This is a genomic window from Collimonas fungivorans Ter331, from assembly GCF_000221045.1.
Taxonomy (GTDB): Bacteria; Pseudomonadota; Gammaproteobacteria; order Burkholderiales; family Burkholderiaceae_D; genus Collimonas; species Collimonas fungivorans_A.
Genome location: NC_015856.1, coordinates 1,676,456 through 1,693,854, shown reverse-complemented (window position 1 = coordinate 1,693,854; position 17,399 = coordinate 1,676,456). Strand labels below are relative to the sequence as shown.

Annotated in this window: 10 protein-coding genes; 3 read left to right on the top strand and 7 right to left on the bottom strand. The window is 61.1% G+C overall.

Features of this window, described 5'->3' with window-relative positions:
- Nucleotides 1-16: 16 nt before the first annotated feature.
- Nucleotides 17-2,572, bottom strand: coding sequence for a glucans biosynthesis glucosyltransferase MdoH (mdoH, locus tag CFU_RS07355; protein WP_190275248.1), 2,556 nt, complete (start codon nt 2,570-2,572; stop codon nt 17-19).
- 26 nt (nt 2,573-2,598) lie between these two features.
- The gene (locus tag CFU_RS07350; protein WP_081466428.1) at nt 2,599-4,152 is read right to left on the bottom strand and encodes a glucan biosynthesis protein G; all 1,554 of its coding nucleotides are present in this window, start codon (nt 4,150-4,152) and stop codon (nt 2,599-2,601) included.
- A 363-nt stretch (nt 4,153-4,515) separates the two neighbouring features.
- Between CFU_RS07350 and CFU_RS07345 the strand changes: the two genes are divergently transcribed.
- A complete protein-coding gene (locus CFU_RS07345; RefSeq protein WP_014005414.1) occupies nt 4,516-5,028 on the top strand; it encodes a dihydrofolate reductase in 513 nt (170 codons plus the stop codon).
- Nucleotides 5,029-5,285: 257 nt separating this feature from the next.
- On the top strand, nt 5,286-7,550 hold the full coding sequence (locus CFU_RS07340; protein ID WP_041741452.1) for an arginine/lysine/ornithine decarboxylase: 2,265 nt from the start codon (nt 5,286-5,288) through the stop codon (nt 7,548-7,550).
- A 79-nt stretch (nt 7,551-7,629) separates the two neighbouring features.
- Here the strand turns inward: CFU_RS07340 and CFU_RS07335 are convergent, their stop codons facing one another.
- The 4 genes from CFU_RS07335 to hrpA all read right to left on the bottom strand — a co-directional run bounded on the left by CFU_RS07335 (nt 7,630) and on the right by hrpA (nt 13,854).
- Entirely contained in the window at nt 7,630-7,842 is a 213-nt protein-coding gene (locus CFU_RS07335) for a DUF1653 domain-containing protein (RefSeq protein WP_041743101.1), read from the bottom strand.
- 84 nt (nt 7,843-7,926) lie between these two features.
- Nucleotides 7,927-9,147: a DUF2863 family protein gene (locus CFU_RS07330; protein WP_014005411.1), complete on the bottom strand. Its 1,221-nt coding sequence runs from the start codon at nt 9,145-9,147 to the stop codon at nt 7,927-7,929.
- A gap of 1 nt (nt 9,148) precedes the next feature.
- Entirely contained in the window at nt 9,149-9,715 is a 567-nt protein-coding gene (gene dcd, locus CFU_RS07325; protein ID WP_014005410.1) for a dCTP deaminase, read from the bottom strand.
- Between the two features lie 110 nt (nt 9,716-9,825).
- Nucleotides 9,826-13,854 carry an ATP-dependent RNA helicase HrpA gene (hrpA, locus tag CFU_RS07320; RefSeq protein ID WP_041743100.1) on the bottom strand — a complete coding sequence of 1,343 codons (4,029 nt, stop codon included), beginning with the start codon at nt 13,852-13,854 and terminating at the stop codon, nt 9,826-9,828.
- A 279-nt stretch (nt 13,855-14,133) separates the two neighbouring features.
- Between hrpA and CFU_RS07315 the strand changes: the two genes are divergently transcribed.
- Complete coding sequence (locus tag CFU_RS07315; protein WP_014005408.1) at nt 14,134-15,813, top strand: peptide chain release factor 3; 1,680 nt, start codon at nt 14,134-14,136, stop codon at nt 15,811-15,813.
- A 140-nt stretch (nt 15,814-15,953) separates the two neighbouring features.
- Here the strand turns inward: CFU_RS07315 and CFU_RS07310 are convergent, their stop codons facing one another.
- Nucleotides 15,954-17,282: a dicarboxylate/amino acid:cation symporter gene (locus tag CFU_RS07310; protein WP_014005407.1), complete on the bottom strand. Its 1,329-nt coding sequence runs from the start codon at nt 17,280-17,282 to the stop codon at nt 15,954-15,956.
- Between the last annotated feature and the right edge of the window lie 117 nt (nt 17,283-17,399).

The following is a 17,399-nucleotide window of genomic DNA, read 5'->3' as shown; positions in this document are numbered from 1 at the left end:
AGAACGATGAGCTGGCTCAGCGCGCCAGGGACTGCCAGCGCCGGTTGGCTTGCTCCGAATTCCAGACTTCGAAATGCAGTTGGGACAAGGTCAGGGGATCGTCCAGCAATGCATTCTTTTGACGCGGCGACAAACCGTCGGGGCCGCCTTTCAATGCAGCCTGCAGCAGCGCCGCACGCGCCGCCAGGGCGCTGGCCGGCACCGCCGGACGCGCGCTGACCGCTGCGCACACCAAGGCGTTGATGACCGGATCAATCACCGCATCGTTGAATTGCGCCAGCACCTTGCCATTGTCGTTGTAGACGGTGGTGGCCGCCAGTTCAGGCGGCAGGTCGACCTCTTCCGGAATCACGAACAGGCGGGCGTGGCGGAAGCTGCGGCCAAGCGTCACCCGGCTGGAGAATACCGACAAAGGAATCGACAGCATCAACGAGCCGACGATAGGCAACAGCCACCACAGGAAACCCGGTTCCAGCCAATACACGCCGCCGCCCCACAACAGGCCCAGCAGCGTATGGCCGCCGTGGCGGCGCATCGCTTCGCCCCAGCTGGTCTCGGCATCCTCGCGCGGCGGCGATTTCCAGCTGATGGTCCAGCCCAGGAAAGCGCCGATCACAAAACGCGTATGGAACAGCATGCGCACCGGCGCCAGCAGCATCGAAAACAGCAGTTCCATGATCATGCTGAGCGTCAGGCGTATGGCGCCGCCGAATTCGCGCGCGCCCTTGGCCCAGATCAGCACCACGCTCAGCACCTTAGGCAAGAACAGCAAGGTGGCGGTGGCGCTGAACAAGGCCAGGGCCCGGTCCGGATGCCATTCCGGCCAGACCGGGAACAGTTGGCCAGGCGTCACGAAATATTCCGGCGCCACCAGCGTATGCACCGCCAGCAATACCGTCGACAGCATCAGCGACAGGAACCACAGCGGCGCCGACAGGTAAGCCATGACGCCGGTGACGAACACCGCGCGATGCACCGCATGCATGCCGCGCGCCAGGAACAGACGGAAATTCATCAGGTTGCCCTGGCACCAGCGGCGGTCGCGTTTCAGTTCGTCGAGCAGGTTGGGCGGCATTTCTTCATAGCTGCCGGCCAGGTCGTAGGCGATCCACACGCCCCAGCCGGCGCGCCGCATCAGCGCCGCTTCGACAAAGTCATGCGACAGGATTTCACCGGCCAGGGCGCCCTCGCCCGGCAGCGGCGCCAGGGCGCAGTGCTCCATGAACGGCTGCAGGCGGATGATGGCGTTGTGGCCCCAATAGTGCGATTCGCCCAGCTGCCAGTAGTGCAGACCGGCAGTAAACAGGGGGCCGTACACGCGCGTCGAAAACTGCTGGATGCGTGCATACAAGGTGTCGCGGCCGGCGGCGCGCGGCGCGGTCTGCACGATGCCGGCGGTCGGATTGGCTTCCATCAGGCGCACCAGCGTCGTCAGGCAGCTGCCGCTCATGACGCTGTCGGCGTCGAGCACGATCATGTAGCTGTAGTTGGCGCCCCAGCGCCGGCAGAAATCGTCGATATTGCCGCTCTTGCGTTTTACGCGGCGCCGCCGGTGGCGGTAGAAGATGCGGCCAAAGCCGCCTATGGTGCGGCACAGGCTGGCCCAGGCGTCCAGTTCGGCGCTGCAGATATCGCTGTCGCCGCTGTCGCTCAGGACGAAGAAATCGAACCGGTCCAGCTCGCCGCTGGCGGCAACCGATTCGTAGGTGGCGCGCAGGCCGGCGAAGACCCTGGTGACGTCTTCATTACAGATCGGCATCACGATCGCCGTCCTGGCGCTGGCCGGGATCGGCCCGGGGGCGGCTTCTTCGCGCGAAATCACATAACGGTCGGTGCCGCGCATCAGCACCAGGAAACCGGCCATGGCAGTCCAGAAGCCGGCCGAAACCCAGCAGAACAACAGCGCGAACAAGCCCAGCGTGACCAGTTCCAGCGGCTTGTCGCCGTGATACGGCAGCACTGCGCTCATGAAATACGTCGCCATTGCCGTCTGCGCCAGCATCAGCAACAGCAGCACGATGCGCCGCAGGTTGCCGCGCGACTTGCTCTTGTGCTGGTCATGGCTGTCGACCTCGGCTACCGGCAACGGCTCCGGCTGCGGCAGCTCGGTCGAGCGCGCGGGCTTCTTATGGCGCCGCTGCTTGGCGCGCGGCCGCAGGTCGAATTGCTTGTTGGCGGTTTCGATCCAGCGCACCAGCGGATTCAGGGTTCCCCAGGGATGGGCCACGATCGGCGTACGCTGCAACGGCGGTGCGATGGCGATGCGAGCGCGGCCGATGTCATCGGTGCTGATGTCCGGCATCTGATGCCGGTCGGCTGCATCGGCCGGGCCGGCCTGGCCCGCAATCGGCGCCTGCGTAAAAGCCAGTTGCAAGCGTGCCGCCACCGATCCATAGGCGGGGTTGGCAAGGTCCGCCGCTGCACCTGTGCCCGCATCTCCGGCCAGGGCCCGGTGCAAGGCAGCCATCGGCGCAGCGCCATCCGCCGCCAGCTGCTTGGACAAATTCGCGCGCCGCTCCGCCGACAAAGGCAGGCGATCCAGATAGCGATCACAATTATCCGGCAGGCCCATATGTAACGCTGTAGGCAATTGCCTGTCTAGTTGGGCGGTAATATGTAACTCCAGGTTTCAGATAAGGTTGTGCTGCCGCCACGCAAGAATCCACGCAGTTCGACCGGTTTGTTGTCTTCGTTGCGCCGCACGCGCACCGTCATGCGCCAGCCGCCGGTAGCCTCGTTGCGGAACACCTTGGTCTCCAGCACCTTGCCGTTGTCGTCGGCGCTGACCACGCCTTCTGGCTGCACTTTGTCGGACAGTTTCTTGAATACCGGGCCGTCAAAATCGACCACCAGGCCGATGCTGTTGTCGTCGCTCTTCTTCTGGTAGCCGAAACCGCGCCTGGTCTGCGTCACCCATGACAGGGGCGGCCGCTTTTCGGCTTCCTTCTGCCATGACAAAGTGTATTCCAGATTGAAAGGCTGACCAACCTTGGGCACGTTTTCCGGCACCCAGAACGCCACCACGTTGTCGTTAGTTTCATCCGGCGTCGGGATCTGCACCAGCTCTACCCTGCCGCTGCCCCAGTTGCCCTTGGGCTGGATCCAGGCGCTGGGACGCCGTTCGTACTTGGCGTCGAGGTCCTGGTAGCTGCCGAAATCGCGGTCGCGCTGCATCAGGCCGAAACCGGCCGGGTTGCTCAGCGAATAAGACGTCACCAGCAGCCGCTTCGGATTGACCAGCGGCCGCCAGATCCACTCGCCGGTGCCGGAGGCGACCGACAAACCGTCGGAGTCGTGTACTTCCGGCCGGTAATCCTCGCCTTGCGAGCGCTGGTTGTCGCCATGCAGATACATGCTGGTCAGCGGCGCCAGCCCCAGCTTGCTGACGTTTTCGCGCAGGTACAGCTGGGCCTTGACATCGACCGTGGTGTCCGAGCCCGGCTTCAGCACAAAACGATAGGCGCCGGTGACACGGCGCGAATTGAGCAAGGCATAGATGGTGAGTTCCTTGTCGCTGGCCTTCGGCCGCTCGACCCAGAATTCGGTAAAGCGCGGGAATTCCTCGCCTGAACTCAGGCCGGTGTCGATCGCCAGGCCCCGGGCCGACAGCCCGTAGGTCTGGTCCTTGCCCAAGGCGCGGAAGTAACTGGCGCCGAGGAAGGACAACACTTCGTCCTTATATTTGCTGGTGTTGAGCGGGTAATGCACGCGGAAGCCGGCGAAACCCAGTCCGCGCAGCTTGCGCGGATCGACCTTGTTGCCGCCGTAATCGAAGTCATTCGGGTCGAACCGGATTTCCTTCACGCTCTGACCGTTGATTTCGCTGATCTTGACCGGCTGGTCGAAGGCGTATCCCTCATGGAAAAACGCCAGTTCAAAGGGCAGTTTCTGGCTGCGCCAGGTAAATTTTTCCGGCAAAAAACGGATATCCTTGTACTGCTCGTAATCGAGATTGCTGATTTCTTTCGGCAAGTTGCCTTCCGGCTTGCTATACGAACTGGCCGCCAGTTCCTTTGCCTGCTTGGCAACATTGTTGAAATCGAAGGCGAAAGCATTGCCGCCCATCCACGGCAGCAACAAGGCGACCGGCAGGATGACTGAGCGTACCCGTGCTAGAGCCGACGGCGTCCGCTGAAACAAATTTAAATGCATTGGATTCCCATCTGACACTGCTGTTATGACCTGCTCGAGTGCGCCAGCGCTGGCAGCCTCGAGAGTAGGCGGTAGTTTATCAGTGTTCTATAATTTTTTATATCCATCAAGAAACTAGTTGGCAACGCTTTGTATTGACGCCTGCATCACCTGCCATGCAAGGACTGCGCCATGGCGAATATTGCCAAATCGGCAGCAAAATAACACAATACGAGCGAAAATGAAGAAAATCCCTGCCCCTAGGTTAACAGGCCCTGGCATTTAAGAGCAATACCAAGCCGACAAAGTTCCTTCTAGGACTTTATAGTAATATCACCCTTTTTTACCCAGCCTGTAAATCAACAGGCCCATGCACCAGCGCCCATGACTCCTCGCCTCACCATTATTGTCGCGACCGACGCCCGCAACGGCATCGGCATCCGCAACACCCTGCCCTGGCATCTGCCGGAGGACCTGGCGCATTTCAAACGCACTACTTCGGGCCATCCCATCATCATGGGCCGCAAGACTTTTGAATCGATAGGCCGGCCGCTGCCGCAGCGGCGCAATATCGTCATCACCCGCAATCCCGGCTGGCGCCACGACGGCGTCGAAAGCGCGCCTTCGCTGGCCGCTGCAGCCGTCATGGTCGGCGACGCCGAGGCGTTCATCATCGGCGGCGCCGAGATCTATGCCGCGGCGCAGGACCTGACGCAGCGCCTGATCGTCACCGAAATCCAGCACAGCTTCGACTGCGACGCCTTTTTCCCGGCGCGCGATCCGTCGCAATGGCAGGAAATCTCCCGCGAAACCCATCACTCCGAGGCCAACGGTTTCGACTACGCTTTTGTGGTGTACCAGCGGCTTTCGCCCGAGCTTAGCGTGGCCAGCAGCTGACCCGTGCCGATGATGGAATGACATCTGTTGTTTTCTGCAGGATTTCCCTCATCTTTATCCCCTAATCCGTGCATATCTGCGAAAATTCGGCTTTCTCGTAGGGTGGGCACATCGTGCCCACGCGTGAATTCACTGCATGTACATAGCTGTTTCGGTGCCACGGGCCCGCACTCCGGTTATGACGGTCACGCGTGGGCAGCGATGTGCCCACCCTACGCAGCAGCCTTGTTATCAACCACCGTCTCCTGGAGACCTTGATGAAATTCCGCTTCCCCATCGTCATCATTGACGAAGACTTCCGTTCCGAAAATACTTCCGGCCTGGGCATCCGCGCACTCGCCGACGCCATGGAGGCAGAAGGCATGGAGGTGCTGGGCGTCACCAGTTACGGCGACCTGTCGCAGTTCGCCCAGCAGCAATCGCGGGCATCGGCCTTCATCCTGTCGATCGACGACGAAGAGTTCGGCGCCGGTTCGTTCGAGGAAACCGACCACGCGCTGAAATCGTTGCGCGCCTTTGTCGAGGAAATCCGCCACAAGAACGCCGACATCCCGATCTACCTGTACGGCGAAACCCGCACCTCGCGCCATATCCCCAACGATATCCTGCGCGAGCTGCACGGCTTCATCCACATGTTCGAAGACACGCCGGAATTCGTCGCGCGCCATATCATCCGCGAAGCCAAATCGTACCTGGACGGTCTGTCGCCGCCCTTCTTCCGCGCGCTGGTGCATTATGCGCAAGACGGTTCCTATTCCTGGCACTGCCCGGGGCACTCGGGCGGCGTCGCCTTCCTGAAATCGCCTATCGGCCAGATGTTCCACCAGTTCTTCGGTGAAAACATGCTGCGCGCCGACGTCTGCAACGCGGTGGAAGAACTCGGCCAGCTGCTCGACCATACCGGCCCGGTCGCCGATTCGGAACGCAATGCGGCGCGCATCTTCAATGCCGACCACTGCTACTTCGTCACCAACGGCACCAGCACCAGCAACAAGATGGTGTGGCACTCCACCGTCGCCCCCGGCGATATCGTGGTGGTCGACCGCAACTGCCACAAATCGATCCTGCACTCGATCATCATGACCGGCGCGATTCCGGTGTTCCTGATGCCGACCCGCAACCACCTCGGCATCATCGGCCCGATCCCGCTGGAAGAATTCACGCTGGAAAGCATCCGCAAGAAAATCGAAGCCAATCCGTTTGCGCGCGAAGCGGTCAACAAGAAGCCACGCATCCTGACCATCACGCAGTCGACCTACGACGGCGTGATCTATAACGTCGAGACGCTGAAAAACATGCTGGACGGCGAGATCGATACCCTGCACTTCGATGAAGCCTGGCTGCCGCATGCGACTTTCCACGACTTCTACAAAGACATGCATGCGATCGGCAAGGACCGTCCGCGCGCCAAGAAATCGATGATCTTCTCGACCCAGTCGACCCACAAGCTGCTGGCCGGCCTGTCGCAAGCCTCGCAGATCCTGGTGCGCGAATCGGAGAGCGTGCAGCTGGACCAGGACGCTTTCAACGAAGCCTACCTGATGCATACCTCGACTTCGCCGCAATACTCGATCATCGCTTCCTGCGACGTCGCCGCGGCCATGATGGAAGCGCCGGGCGGCACTGCGCTGGTGGAAGAGAGCATCCTGGAAGCGCTCGATTTCCGCCGCGCCATGAAGAAGATCGACGAAGAATGGGGCAAGGACTGGTGGTTCCAGGTGTGGGGACCGAACAGCTTTTCGGAAGACGGCATCGGCAGCCGCGAAGACTGGGTCATCCGTGCCGAAGACGACTGGCACGGTTTCGGCAACCTGGCGCCGAACTTCAACATGCTCGACCCGATCAAGGCCACCATCGTCACGCCTGGCTTGTCGCTGGAAGGCAAGTTCGGCGAGAGCGGAATCCCGGCCTCGATCGTCACCAAGTACCTGGCCGAGCACGGCGTTATTGTCGAGAAATGCGGCCTGTATTCGTTCTTCATCATGTTCACCATCGGCATCACCAAGGGCCGCTGGAACACGTTGCTGACCGCCTTGCAGCAGTTCAAGGACGATTACGACAAGAACCAGCCGATCTGGCGTATCCTGCCTGAGTTCGCCGCCGCCAACCACGGCAAGAACGTGCGCTACGAGCGGCTCGGCTTGCGCGACCTGTGCCAGCAGATCCATGAAACCTACAAATCATACGACGTGGCGCGCCTGACCACTGAAATGTATTTGTCCGACATGCAGCCGGCCATGAAACCGTCCGATGCCTTCGCCAAGATGGCGCACCGCGAAATCGACCGCGTCCCTATCGACCAGCTCGAAGGCCGCGTCACCTCGATCCTGCTGACGCCGTACCCGCCGGGCATCCCGCTGCTGATCCCGGGTGAACGCTTCAACAAGACCATCGTCGACTACCTGAAGTTTGCCCGCGATTTCAACGAGAAATTCCCGGGCTTCGAAACCGACGTGCACGGCCTGGTGAAGCGCGAAGTGAATGGCAAACGCGATTACTTCGTGGATTGCGTGCGGCAGTAACGCTGCAGCAAGCACAGCTAATAAAAAACCGGGAGGCTCGATTGAGCCTCCCGGTTTTTTTATACCTCTGATTCTGGCTTTACAGCGGCGCGAATCGCCGTGCGCCGTTGTCCAGCAAGCCGTTGAACAGTTCCGCCGGCCGCACCCACAGGCCCGGCGCATGCGGCCACAGGTGCTCGTAGACCACCATGGCTTCTTCAGTTTCAGAATGTCTTGCCAGGCCGATGTAGCGGTACAAGCCGCCTTTGTAATGGCGATGGGTGGCAATCTTCTTTGCGTCGTCTTCAGTCACTTGATTCTCCAACATGTGATGCATCTCTAAACAACTCTGGCAGGGTGGGCACCTGTGCCCACCCTGCCCGTCAAGCCGCTTCGTCTAGGCGACTTCGTAAGCTTGCACTTCGGACGGCCGTCCGTCCGCTTCAAACCGCACTGCCACCGCCAGCGTCGTGACGCCGATGGTGCGCAGCGCGTCGTAGGTATCGTCGACTTCCATCTGCAGGTCGGCGCCGGCTGCCAGCGGCTTCTCCGAAGAGGCCAGCGCAGCGCCGTCCTTGCTATATAAATTCACTCGCAACACCATCTCGCCGCGCACATCGGCCGGACCAACCACCGCGCTGGCGTCGGAAGGCGCAACGCCGTGCTGGTCGAGACCATGGTTCAGCTCGGACATCATCTGCAGCGTGAAGTACTCGGCAATGCCGCGCTCCTTGCCGCCGTGGAACAGGTCCTGGTACAGGAAATGCAGATCGATTTCGCTGCCGTCGGTCACCAGGCAACGCTTGAGCAAGGGCGCGACCTGTTCGGTCCAGCCGTGGAAACGCTGTTCCCGCGCGCCGAAGTAAACGTCGGCGGCGGCTTCGTCCTCCGGCACCGCATAAAACGCATCGTCGGTCGCCTTGAGCGAAAAGCCCAGCAAGAAACGCAGTTCGACCGCGTCGTCGTCCGGCCCGAACAGGTTTTCCGGCCAGCCGCTGATGCTGCGTTCGATGGCGGCGGTCGCCGCCAGCTTCTTGTCGGCCATGGCGCCGAACGCATCGCGGTTCATTTCAAACAGATGGCTGTAGCGGATACTGTCGATTTCATCCAAATGGTAGGCGTGGCTGACCAGCACGACGGTGGCGTCCGGCCCCTCCAGCTGCGCCTGCTTGAAGCTGGCCGACAGCGCATCGAAGGCTTCCTGGTCCTGGAAGCACTGCTCGCGCTTGAGGCCGCCGCGAGCGTGCGCGAAGAACGGCACCACGAACGCATTCAGCTCCAGCACCTTGCCTTCATCGCGGCGCACCAGCAGGATCTCCGATGCTTCTTCAACCTGCTCTTTCAGGAAGCGCCAGGCGTCGAGATCGGCATACTTGGTGCGCTCGATCGCGTCATACAGGATGTCATCCTTCTTTTGCTGCAGGTTCTTCTTGATGATCTTGTGAAAATCGATGCCGGCCTGCTGCAAGACAGCGCCGGCGGCAACGCCTTCGGCTTCGTCCCCATCCTGCTCGGCCAGGTCGATCGCCAGGTCGCACAGCTGCTGGGTGACGGCTTCATCCTTGTCTTCGGGGGAAACGCTGGATTTCCTTGGCACGGGGCGCTTGTTCTTGGGCATCTCAGGCCTTCGGCAATGTTACGCCGTGCTGGCCCTGGTACTTGCCGCCACGGTCCTTGTACGACGTCTCGCAGATTTCGTCGCTTTCGAAGAACAGCACCTGGGCGCAGCCTTCGCCGGCGTAGATCTTGGCTGGCAGCGGCGTCGTGTTGGAAAACTCCAGCGTGACGTAACCTTCCCACTCAGGCTCGAACGGGGTGACGTTGACGATGATGCCGCAACGCGCGTAGGTCGACTTGCCGAGGCAGATGGTGAGCACGCTGCGCGGGATGCGGAAGTACTCCATGGTGCGCGCCAGAGCAAACGAATTGGGCGGGATGATGCAGACATCGCCGCTGAAATCGACGAACGATTTCTCGTCGAAATTCTTGGGATCGACGATGGTCGAATTGATATTCGTGAAAATCTTGAATTCGTTGGCGCAGCGGATATCGTAGCCGTACGACGAGGTGCCGTAAGACACGATTTTCTGGCCGTTGGCCTCGCGCACCTGGCCCGGCTCGAACGGCTCGATCATGCCGGTTTCCTGCGCCATGCGGCGTATCCATTTGTCGGATTTGATGCTCATCGCGTATTTCCTTCTTCTACTGCAACGGTTTATGGTGTGTATTTGGCGCAATTTTACGCGAAATCCCTTTTAAAACAGGGAATTGGCGCGCTACCGGCCGGCTATTGCTTCTAACGCTGCATGGTTTCCCATACTTTCTGCAAGCGCTTGACCGAAACCGGCATCGGAGTCCGCAGTTCCTGCGCAAACAGCGACACCCGCAGCTCTTCCAGCAGCCAGCGGAATTCAGCCTGTTTCGGATCGCTTTTGCCGCTGCGGTCCTTTTGCGCGCGCTGCCACGGCGTCGCCACTTGCGCCCACTCCGTCATCAGCCGTGTATCGCGGGCCGGGTCGGCGCGCAATTTCTCCAGCCGCACGTTGACCGCCTTCAGGTAGCGCGGGAAATGGGTCAGGTTGGCGTAGTCATTGTCGGCAATGAAACGCTTGCTGACCAGCGACTGCATCTGCGCCTGGATGTCGGCCACCGCCTGCGGATGGCCCTTGGCGCCCTGCAAACGCTTCGGCAAGCCGTGATACTCGGCCAGGATCAGCGCCGCCAGGCGCGCAATTTCATTGCACAGCAAACCCAGGCGCGACTTGCCCTCTTCCTTGCGCTGCGCGAACTCAGCCGCGGTCCGCGGCAACGGCAGCTGCAGGCAGGCGCGTTCCAGGCCGGCATGGATGATCTGGTCGCGCAGTTCTTCCTGCGATCCCAGCGCCAGGAACTGCATGCCCATCTGCTGCAGGCCGGGGATGTTTTTCTCGAGGAATTTCAATTGTTCCTTGAGCTGCAAGGCGAACAGCCGGCGCAGGCCAAGATGATGGATCCGCACTGCCTCGTTAGGATCGTCGAAGACTTCCAGGTCGCAATGCGTGCCCCGATCCACCAGCGCCGGGAAGCCGATCAGGGTCTGCTTGCCTTGCTGGATTTCCAGCAGTTCGGGCAGTTCGCCGAAGGTCCAGGCGGTCAGGTTGCTGAACTGTGCGTTGGCGCCATCGGCGGCCTTCGCCGCTGGTTGAGCAGTAACGCGGGTTGCCGCCGGCGCCGCGGTTTTCCCCGTTGCTTGCGCCACATCGTTCGCCGGGACCGACGCCTCGTCGGCCACCGTCACGCTCGCCAGCCGCTGGAAACTCTCGCGCGCCTGCCCGCCGAATTCGGCCTGCAACGCCGCCAGGTTGCGCCCCATGTCGAGCTGGCGGCCGTGCTCGTCGACCACCTTGAAGTTCATCGAATGATGGGCCGGCAAGGTCTCCAGCTTGAAATCGGTGCTGCGCGCGGCAACGGTGGTTTCGGTGCGGATGTCCGCCATCAAGGCATCCAGCAGGTTGCCGTGGCCGAACACATGGCGCGCCTGTATCCGCTCGCAGAAACCGGCGGCATAGTCGGGCAGCGGCACGCAATTGCGGCGTATCTTCTGCGGCAAGGATTTCAGCAGCAGATGGACTTTCTCCTTCAGCATGCCGGCCACCAGCCATTCGCAGCGGTCGACATACACCTGGTTCAGCGCATACAGCGGCACCGTCAGCGTCACGCCGTCGCGCGGCGTGCCTGGCTCGAAGTGATAGGACAAAGCCATTTCGATGCCGGCCACCCGCATCACTTTCGGAAACAGCTCGGTGGTGATGCCGGCCGCTTCATGCCGCATCAGGTCGTCACGGTTGAGGAACAGCAGCTTGGGCGTCTGCACGCTCATGTCCTTGTGCCATTTTTCAAACGCGATGCCGTTGCAGATATCGGCCGGGATCAGCTTGTCGTAGAAGGCCGCAATCAGTTCGTCATCCACCAGCACATCCAGCCGGCGCGACTTGTGCTCCAGGTTCTCGATCTCGCGGATCAGTTTCTGGTTGTGGGCGAAGAACGGCGCCCGGGTTTCGAACTCGCCGCCGACCAGCGCATCGCGGATGAATATCTCGCGCGCTTCCTGCGGATTGATCAGGCCGAAATTGATGCGGCGCTGGCTATACACCACCAGCCCGTACAAAGTCGCGCGCTCCGAGGCCGAGACCTGCGCCGTGCGTTTTTCCCAGCGCGGCTCGCCGTACGATTTCTTCAGCAGGTGGGCGCCGACCTTCTCCAGCCATTCCGGCTGGATCTGGGAGATGCAGCGTGCATACAGGCGACTGGTGTCGACCAGTTCGGCCGCCATCACCCACTTGCCGGCCTTCTTCGACAAATGCGAACCCGGCCACAGGTAGAACTTGATGGCGCGCGCGCCCAGGTAGTGCGAATCTTCGTCGGCCTTGAAACCGACGTTGCCGAGCAAACCGGTCAGCAAGGCGCAATGCAGCTGCTCGTAGGTAGCCGGCGCTTCGTTCAATCGCCAGCCCTGCTCGCGTACGATCGTCAGCAGCTGCGAATGGACATCGCGCCACTCGCGCAAGCGCAGTTGCGACAGGAAATTGGCGCGGCAGTTATCCATCAGCTGACGGTTGGTTTTCTTATGCTCAATCGCGTCTTCGAACCATTTCCAGATCTTGAGGTAGCTCAGGAATTCGGATTTTTCATCGGCGAATTTCTTGTGCGCCTGGTCGGCCGCGCCCTGCGCTTCCAGCGGCCGGTCGCGCGGGTCCTGCACCGACAAGGCGGCGGCAATGACCAGCATTTCGCTCAGGCAGACATTATCCAGCGCCGCCAGGATCATGCGGCCGACGCGCGGATCGAGCGGCAACTTGGCCAGCTGGCGGCCGGTCTTGGTCAGCTGGTTGTTGTCGTCGACCGCGCCCAGTTCCTGCAGCAGCTGGTAGCCGTCGGCAATCGCGCGGCCCGGCGGCGGTTCGATGAACGGGAAGGTTTCGACATCGGTCAAATGCAGCGATTTCATGCGCAAGATGACCGAAGCCAGCGACGAACGCATGATTTCCGGCTCGGTGAATTTCGGCCGCTGCAGGTAATCCTGTTCTTCGTACAGGCGGATGCAGACGCCGGCGGCGACCCGGCCGCAACGGCCGGCGCGCTGGTTGGCCGCCGACTGCGCGATCGGCTCGATCTGCAGCTGCTCGACCTTGTTGCGGTAGCTGTAGCGTTTCACCCGCGCCAGGCCGGCATCCACCACATAGCGGATGCCCGGCACGGTCAGCGAAGTTTCGGCCACGTTGGTAGCCAGCACGATGCGGCGCGCGTTGGACGGCTTGAATACGCGTTCCTGCTCCTGCGCCGACAGACGGGCGAACAAAGGCAGGATTTCGACGTGGGCAGGATGGTGCTTGCGCAGCGCTTCGGCGGCGTCGCGGATTTCGCGCTCACCCGGCAGGAACACCAGCACATCGCCGGAGCCGATGCGCGCCAGCTCGTCGACCGCGTCCACCACCGCATCCATCAGGTCGCGTTGCTCGCGGTCGCGCTGAGCCGCATTTTGCGGCGCATTCGGCTTGGCTGCAGCCGTACCTGCGGCAGGACTGAGGCCACTGCGGTCGGCATTGTCGACCGGCCGGTAGCGCACTTCGACCGCGTACAGCCGGCCGGACACTTCGATTACCGGCGCCGGCTTGTCCGCCGTACCAAAATGGCGGGCGAAACGGTCGGCATCGATGGTAGCCGAGGTGATGATGATTTTCAGGTCCGGACGCTTCGGCAGCAGCTGCTTCAGGTAGCCCAGCAGGAAATCGATGTTCAGGCTGCGCTCGTGCGCTTCATCGATGATGATGGTGTCGTACTGGCGCAGCAAGGGATCGGTCTGGGTCTCGGCCAGCAGGATGCCGTCGGTCATCAGCTTGATCCAGGCGCCCTTGCTCAGGGTGTCGTTGAAACGCACCTTGTAGCCGACGTGCTCGCCCAGCGGCGAGTTGAGCTCCTGGGCGATGCGCTTGGCGGTCGAGGATGCGGCGATCCGGCGCGGCTGGGTATGGCCGATCATGCCGGTCTGGCCGCGCCCCAGCTCCAGGCAGATCTTCGGCAGCTGGGTGGTTTTACCCGAACCGGTTTCGCCGCAGACGATGACCACCTGGTTGGCTGCGATCGCCGCCGAAATTTCGCCGCGCTTGCCGGAAACCGGCAGTTCCTCGGGGAACACGACCGGCGGCAACGGATTGCGCTCAGGCAATGGCCGCACAGGCTCGGGGCGTGGCGATGCCGGACGCGGCTGGGATGGACGGCCAGCGCTGCGCTGGGAACTTGGGCGGTCTGCTGGCCGCGATGGTTTGTTGGATTCTGATACTGACATGAGGATGGAATTATACAGACCGCCATAGCTGCAGCCGCTGCATATCATCAACTGTTTTGCCCAGCCCATAATTAGTAGAACGACAATATCTGCAATGCCAGTCGCGAATGACCGTCAGCCATGGCCGTTTTGGCAATGCTGGCGGCACACGACATACGTTATAATCGAGGGTTATCGAAACTGCGAATATGCGGCTGCAACAACAGCCGGCAGGCAGCTTCTCTTTTCCGCATTCATTATTCTCAAGGCAGGCGGCCGAGACCGCTTGAACCACGCATCATGCAAGAACCCGTCTCCGAGCAGCCGAACCTGAGTGGCGTCGACAATGACGCCGCCGACATCGTCGCCCATAACGTCTCTGTCGAACAGATCGCCACTGAAGTGGCGCGCCGCCGCACATTCGGCATCATTTCCCACCCGGATGCCGGCAAAACCACGCTGACTGAAAAACTGCTGCTGTTTTCGGGCGCGATCCAGCTGGCCGGCACCGTCAAAGGCCGCAAGAGCGGCCGCCATGCGACTTCGGACTGGATGGACATCGAGAAGCAGCGCGGTATTTCGGTCGCCAGCTCGGTCATGCAGTTCGAATATCGCGACCACGTGGTCAACCTGCTCGACACCCCGGGCCACCAGGACTTCTCGGAAGATACCTACCGCGTGCTGACCGCAGTCGACTCGGCGCTGATGGTGATCGACGCCGCCAAGGGCGTCGAAACCCAGACTATCAAGCTGCTCAACGTCTGCCGCATGCGCAATACGCCGATCATCACCCTGATGAACAAGATGGACCGCGAAACCCGCGATCCGCTGGAGCTGCTGGATGAGCTGGAATCGGTGCTGAAGATCCAGTGCGCGCCGGTGACCTGGCCGATCGGCATGGGCAAGACCTTCCGCGGCGTGTATCACCTGCTGCGCGACGAAATCCTGCTGTTCGCCGCCGGTAACGACAAGGCTGACCAGACATTTGAAGTTATCAAGGGCATCGATAACCCGCGCCTGGATGAAATGTTCCCGCGCGAAATCGAGCAGTTGCGGATGGAAGTCGAACTGGTGCACGGCGCTTCCCATCCGTTCGACCAGGAAGCGTTCTTGGCCGGCGTGCAGACCCCGGTATTCTTCGGTTCCGCCATCAACAACTTCGGCATCCGCGAAATCCTCAATGCGCTGATCGACTGGGCGCAGCCGCCAGGCTCGCGCGACGCCACCGTGCGCACAGTGGAACCGAAAGAAGCCAGCTTCTCCGGTTTCGTGTTCAAGATCCAGGCTAACATGGACCCGGCGCACCGCGACCGCATCGCTTTCCTGCGCGTCTGCTCCGGCCACTTCCAGCGCGGCATGAAAATCAAGCACCTGCGCCTGAACCGCGAGATCAAGGTATCGAACGTGGTGACCTTCATGGCCTCCAGCCGCGAACAGGTGGAAGAAGCCTACGCCGGCGACATCATCGGCCTGCCCAACCACGGCAACATGCAGATCGGCGACAGTTTCTCCGAAGGCGAAATGCTGCAGTTCACCGGCATCCCCTACTTCGCGCCGGACTTCTTCCGCTCGGTGCGGATCCGCAACCCGCTCAAGATCAAGCAGTTGCACAAGGGCTTGCAGCAGCTCGGCGAAGAAGGCGCGATCCAGGTCTTCAAGCCGGTCACCAGCAGCGACCTGGTGCTGGGCGGCGTCGGCGTGCTGCAGTTCGAAGTGGTGGCCAGCCGCCTGCTCAACGAGTACGGCGTCGATGCCGTGTTCGAAGGCACCAGCATCAGCAGCGCGCGCTGGATCACCTGCGACGACAAGAAGATCCTGGCCGATTTCGAGAAATCCTCGGCCGGCCATAACGTTGCCTACGACGCTGCCGGCAACATGGCTTACCTGGCGAGTTCGGGCGTGAACCTGCGCCTGACGCAGGAGCGCTGGCCGCAGGTGGTGTTCCATGAAACGCGGGAGCATGCGGTCAAGCTGAACTGATCCGGCAAGCCGCAGGCGTAAAAAAAGGAGATGCGATTGCATCTCCTTTTTTATGTAGGGTGGGCACCTGTGCCCACGCGGAACCCCCATCATTCGACAAGCGAATTCAGCGTGGGCAGAAAATCTGCCCACCCTACAACTTACGAATGGCTGCGCTGATCCGCCTGCTCAACCGCAGCATCATGCTTGGCCAATTCCTGCTCCGCATCGATGCCCTTGTTGTCCAGCTGGCGATGCAATTGCTGCTCATCCAGTTCGCCGGTCCACTTCGCCACGATGATCGTCGCCACGCCGTTGCCGATGGTGTTGGTCAGCGCACGCGCTTCCGACATGAAACGGTCGATGCCCAGGATCAGCGCCAGGCCTGCAACCGGCACATGGCCAACCGCCGACAAGGTCGCCGCCAGCACGATGAAACCGCTGCCGGTGACGCCTGCAGCGCCCTTGGAAGTGAGCAGCAAGACTGCCAGCAAGGTCAACTGCTGCATCAGCGACATCGGCGTATCGGTCGCCTGGGCGATGAAGACCGCGGCCATGGTCAGGTAGATCGAGGTGCCGTCCAGGTTGAAGGAATAACCGGTCGGGATCACCAGGCCGACCACCGACTTCTTGGCGCCGAGGTTTTCCAGCTTGCCCATCAGACGCGGCAGCACCGATTCCGACGACGACGTGCCGAGCACGATCAGCAGTTCTTCCTTGATGTACTTGACGAACTTCCAGACGCTGAAGCCGTGCACCCTGGCGACCACGCCCAGTACGCCGAAGATGAACAGCAAACAGGTCAGGTAGAAAGCACCCATCAGTTGGCCCAGCGACAGCAAGGAGCCGACGCCGTATTTGCCGATGGTGAAAGCCATCGCGCCGAAGGCGCCGATCGGTGCGACCTTCATGATCAGGCCGACCATGCCGAACAGCACATGCGAGAATTTTTCGATGAAATCGAACACCAGCGTGCCGCGCCCGCCGAATTTATGCAGCGAGAAACCGAACAGTATCGCGATCAGCAGCACCTGCAGGATCTCGTTCTTGGCGAAGGCGTCGATCATGCTGCTCGGGATGATGTGGAAGAAGAAGTCGACCGTCGACTCCATCTTGCCCGGGCCGGTGTAGGCGGCGATGCTCTTGGTATCGAGCGAACTCAGGTCGACGTGCATGCCGGTGCCCGGATGCCAGACATTGACCACCACCAGGCCGAGGATCAGGGCCACGGTGCTCATGATCTCAAAATACAGCAGGGCCAGGCCGCCGGTCTTGCCGACCTTTTTCATGTCTTCCATGCCGGCGATGCCGATCACCACGGTGCAGAAAATCACCGGTGCGATGATCATCTTGATGAGCTTGATGAAACCGTCGCCGAGCGGCTTCATTGCGGTGCCGGTTTCCGGATAAAAATGCCCAAGCAGAACGCCGATCACGATGGCGGTCAATACTTGCACATAAAGGGATTTGTAGAGCGCTGGTTTTGCCATTTGTCCTCTCCATTAGATTACGTTTTTTTTAGAATATCGCTGCTGGCCGCGCTGCTAACCATAACATTGTGCACATGCAGCCAGCGCCGATCATACCGCTTACGTCCATCGACGGTC

Bases quoted from the DNA above. Each gene is read 5' to 3' on its own strand.
- mdoH (WP_190275248.1), bottom strand. From the start codon at position 2,572: ATGGGCCTGCCGGATAATTGTGATCGCTATCTGGATCGCCTGCCTTTG.
- CFU_RS07350 (WP_081466428.1), bottom strand. From the start codon at position 4,152: ATGCATTTAAATTTGTTTCAGCGGACGCCGTCGGCTCTAGCACGGGTA.
- CFU_RS07345 (WP_014005414.1), top strand. From the start codon at position 4,516: ATGACTCCTCGCCTCACCATTATTGTCGCGACCGACGCCCGCAACGGC.
- CFU_RS07340 (WP_041741452.1), top strand. From the start codon at position 5,286: ATGAAATTCCGCTTCCCCATCGTCATCATTGACGAAGACTTCCGTTCC.
- CFU_RS07330 (WP_014005411.1), bottom strand. From the start codon at position 9,147: ATGCCCAAGAACAAGCGCCCCGTGCCAAGGAAATCCAGCGTTTCCCCC.
- dcd (WP_014005410.1), bottom strand. From the start codon at position 9,715: ATGAGCATCAAATCCGACAAATGGATACGCCGCATGGCGCAGGAAACC.
- hrpA (WP_041743100.1), bottom strand. From the start codon at position 13,854: ATGTCAGTATCAGAATCCAACAAACCATCGCGGCCAGCAGACCGCCCA.
- CFU_RS07315 (WP_014005408.1), top strand. From the start codon at position 14,134: ATGCAAGAACCCGTCTCCGAGCAGCCGAACCTGAGTGGCGTCGACAAT.
- CFU_RS07310 (WP_014005407.1), bottom strand. From the start codon at position 17,282: ATGGCAAAACCAGCGCTCTACAAATCCCTTTATGTGCAAGTATTGACC.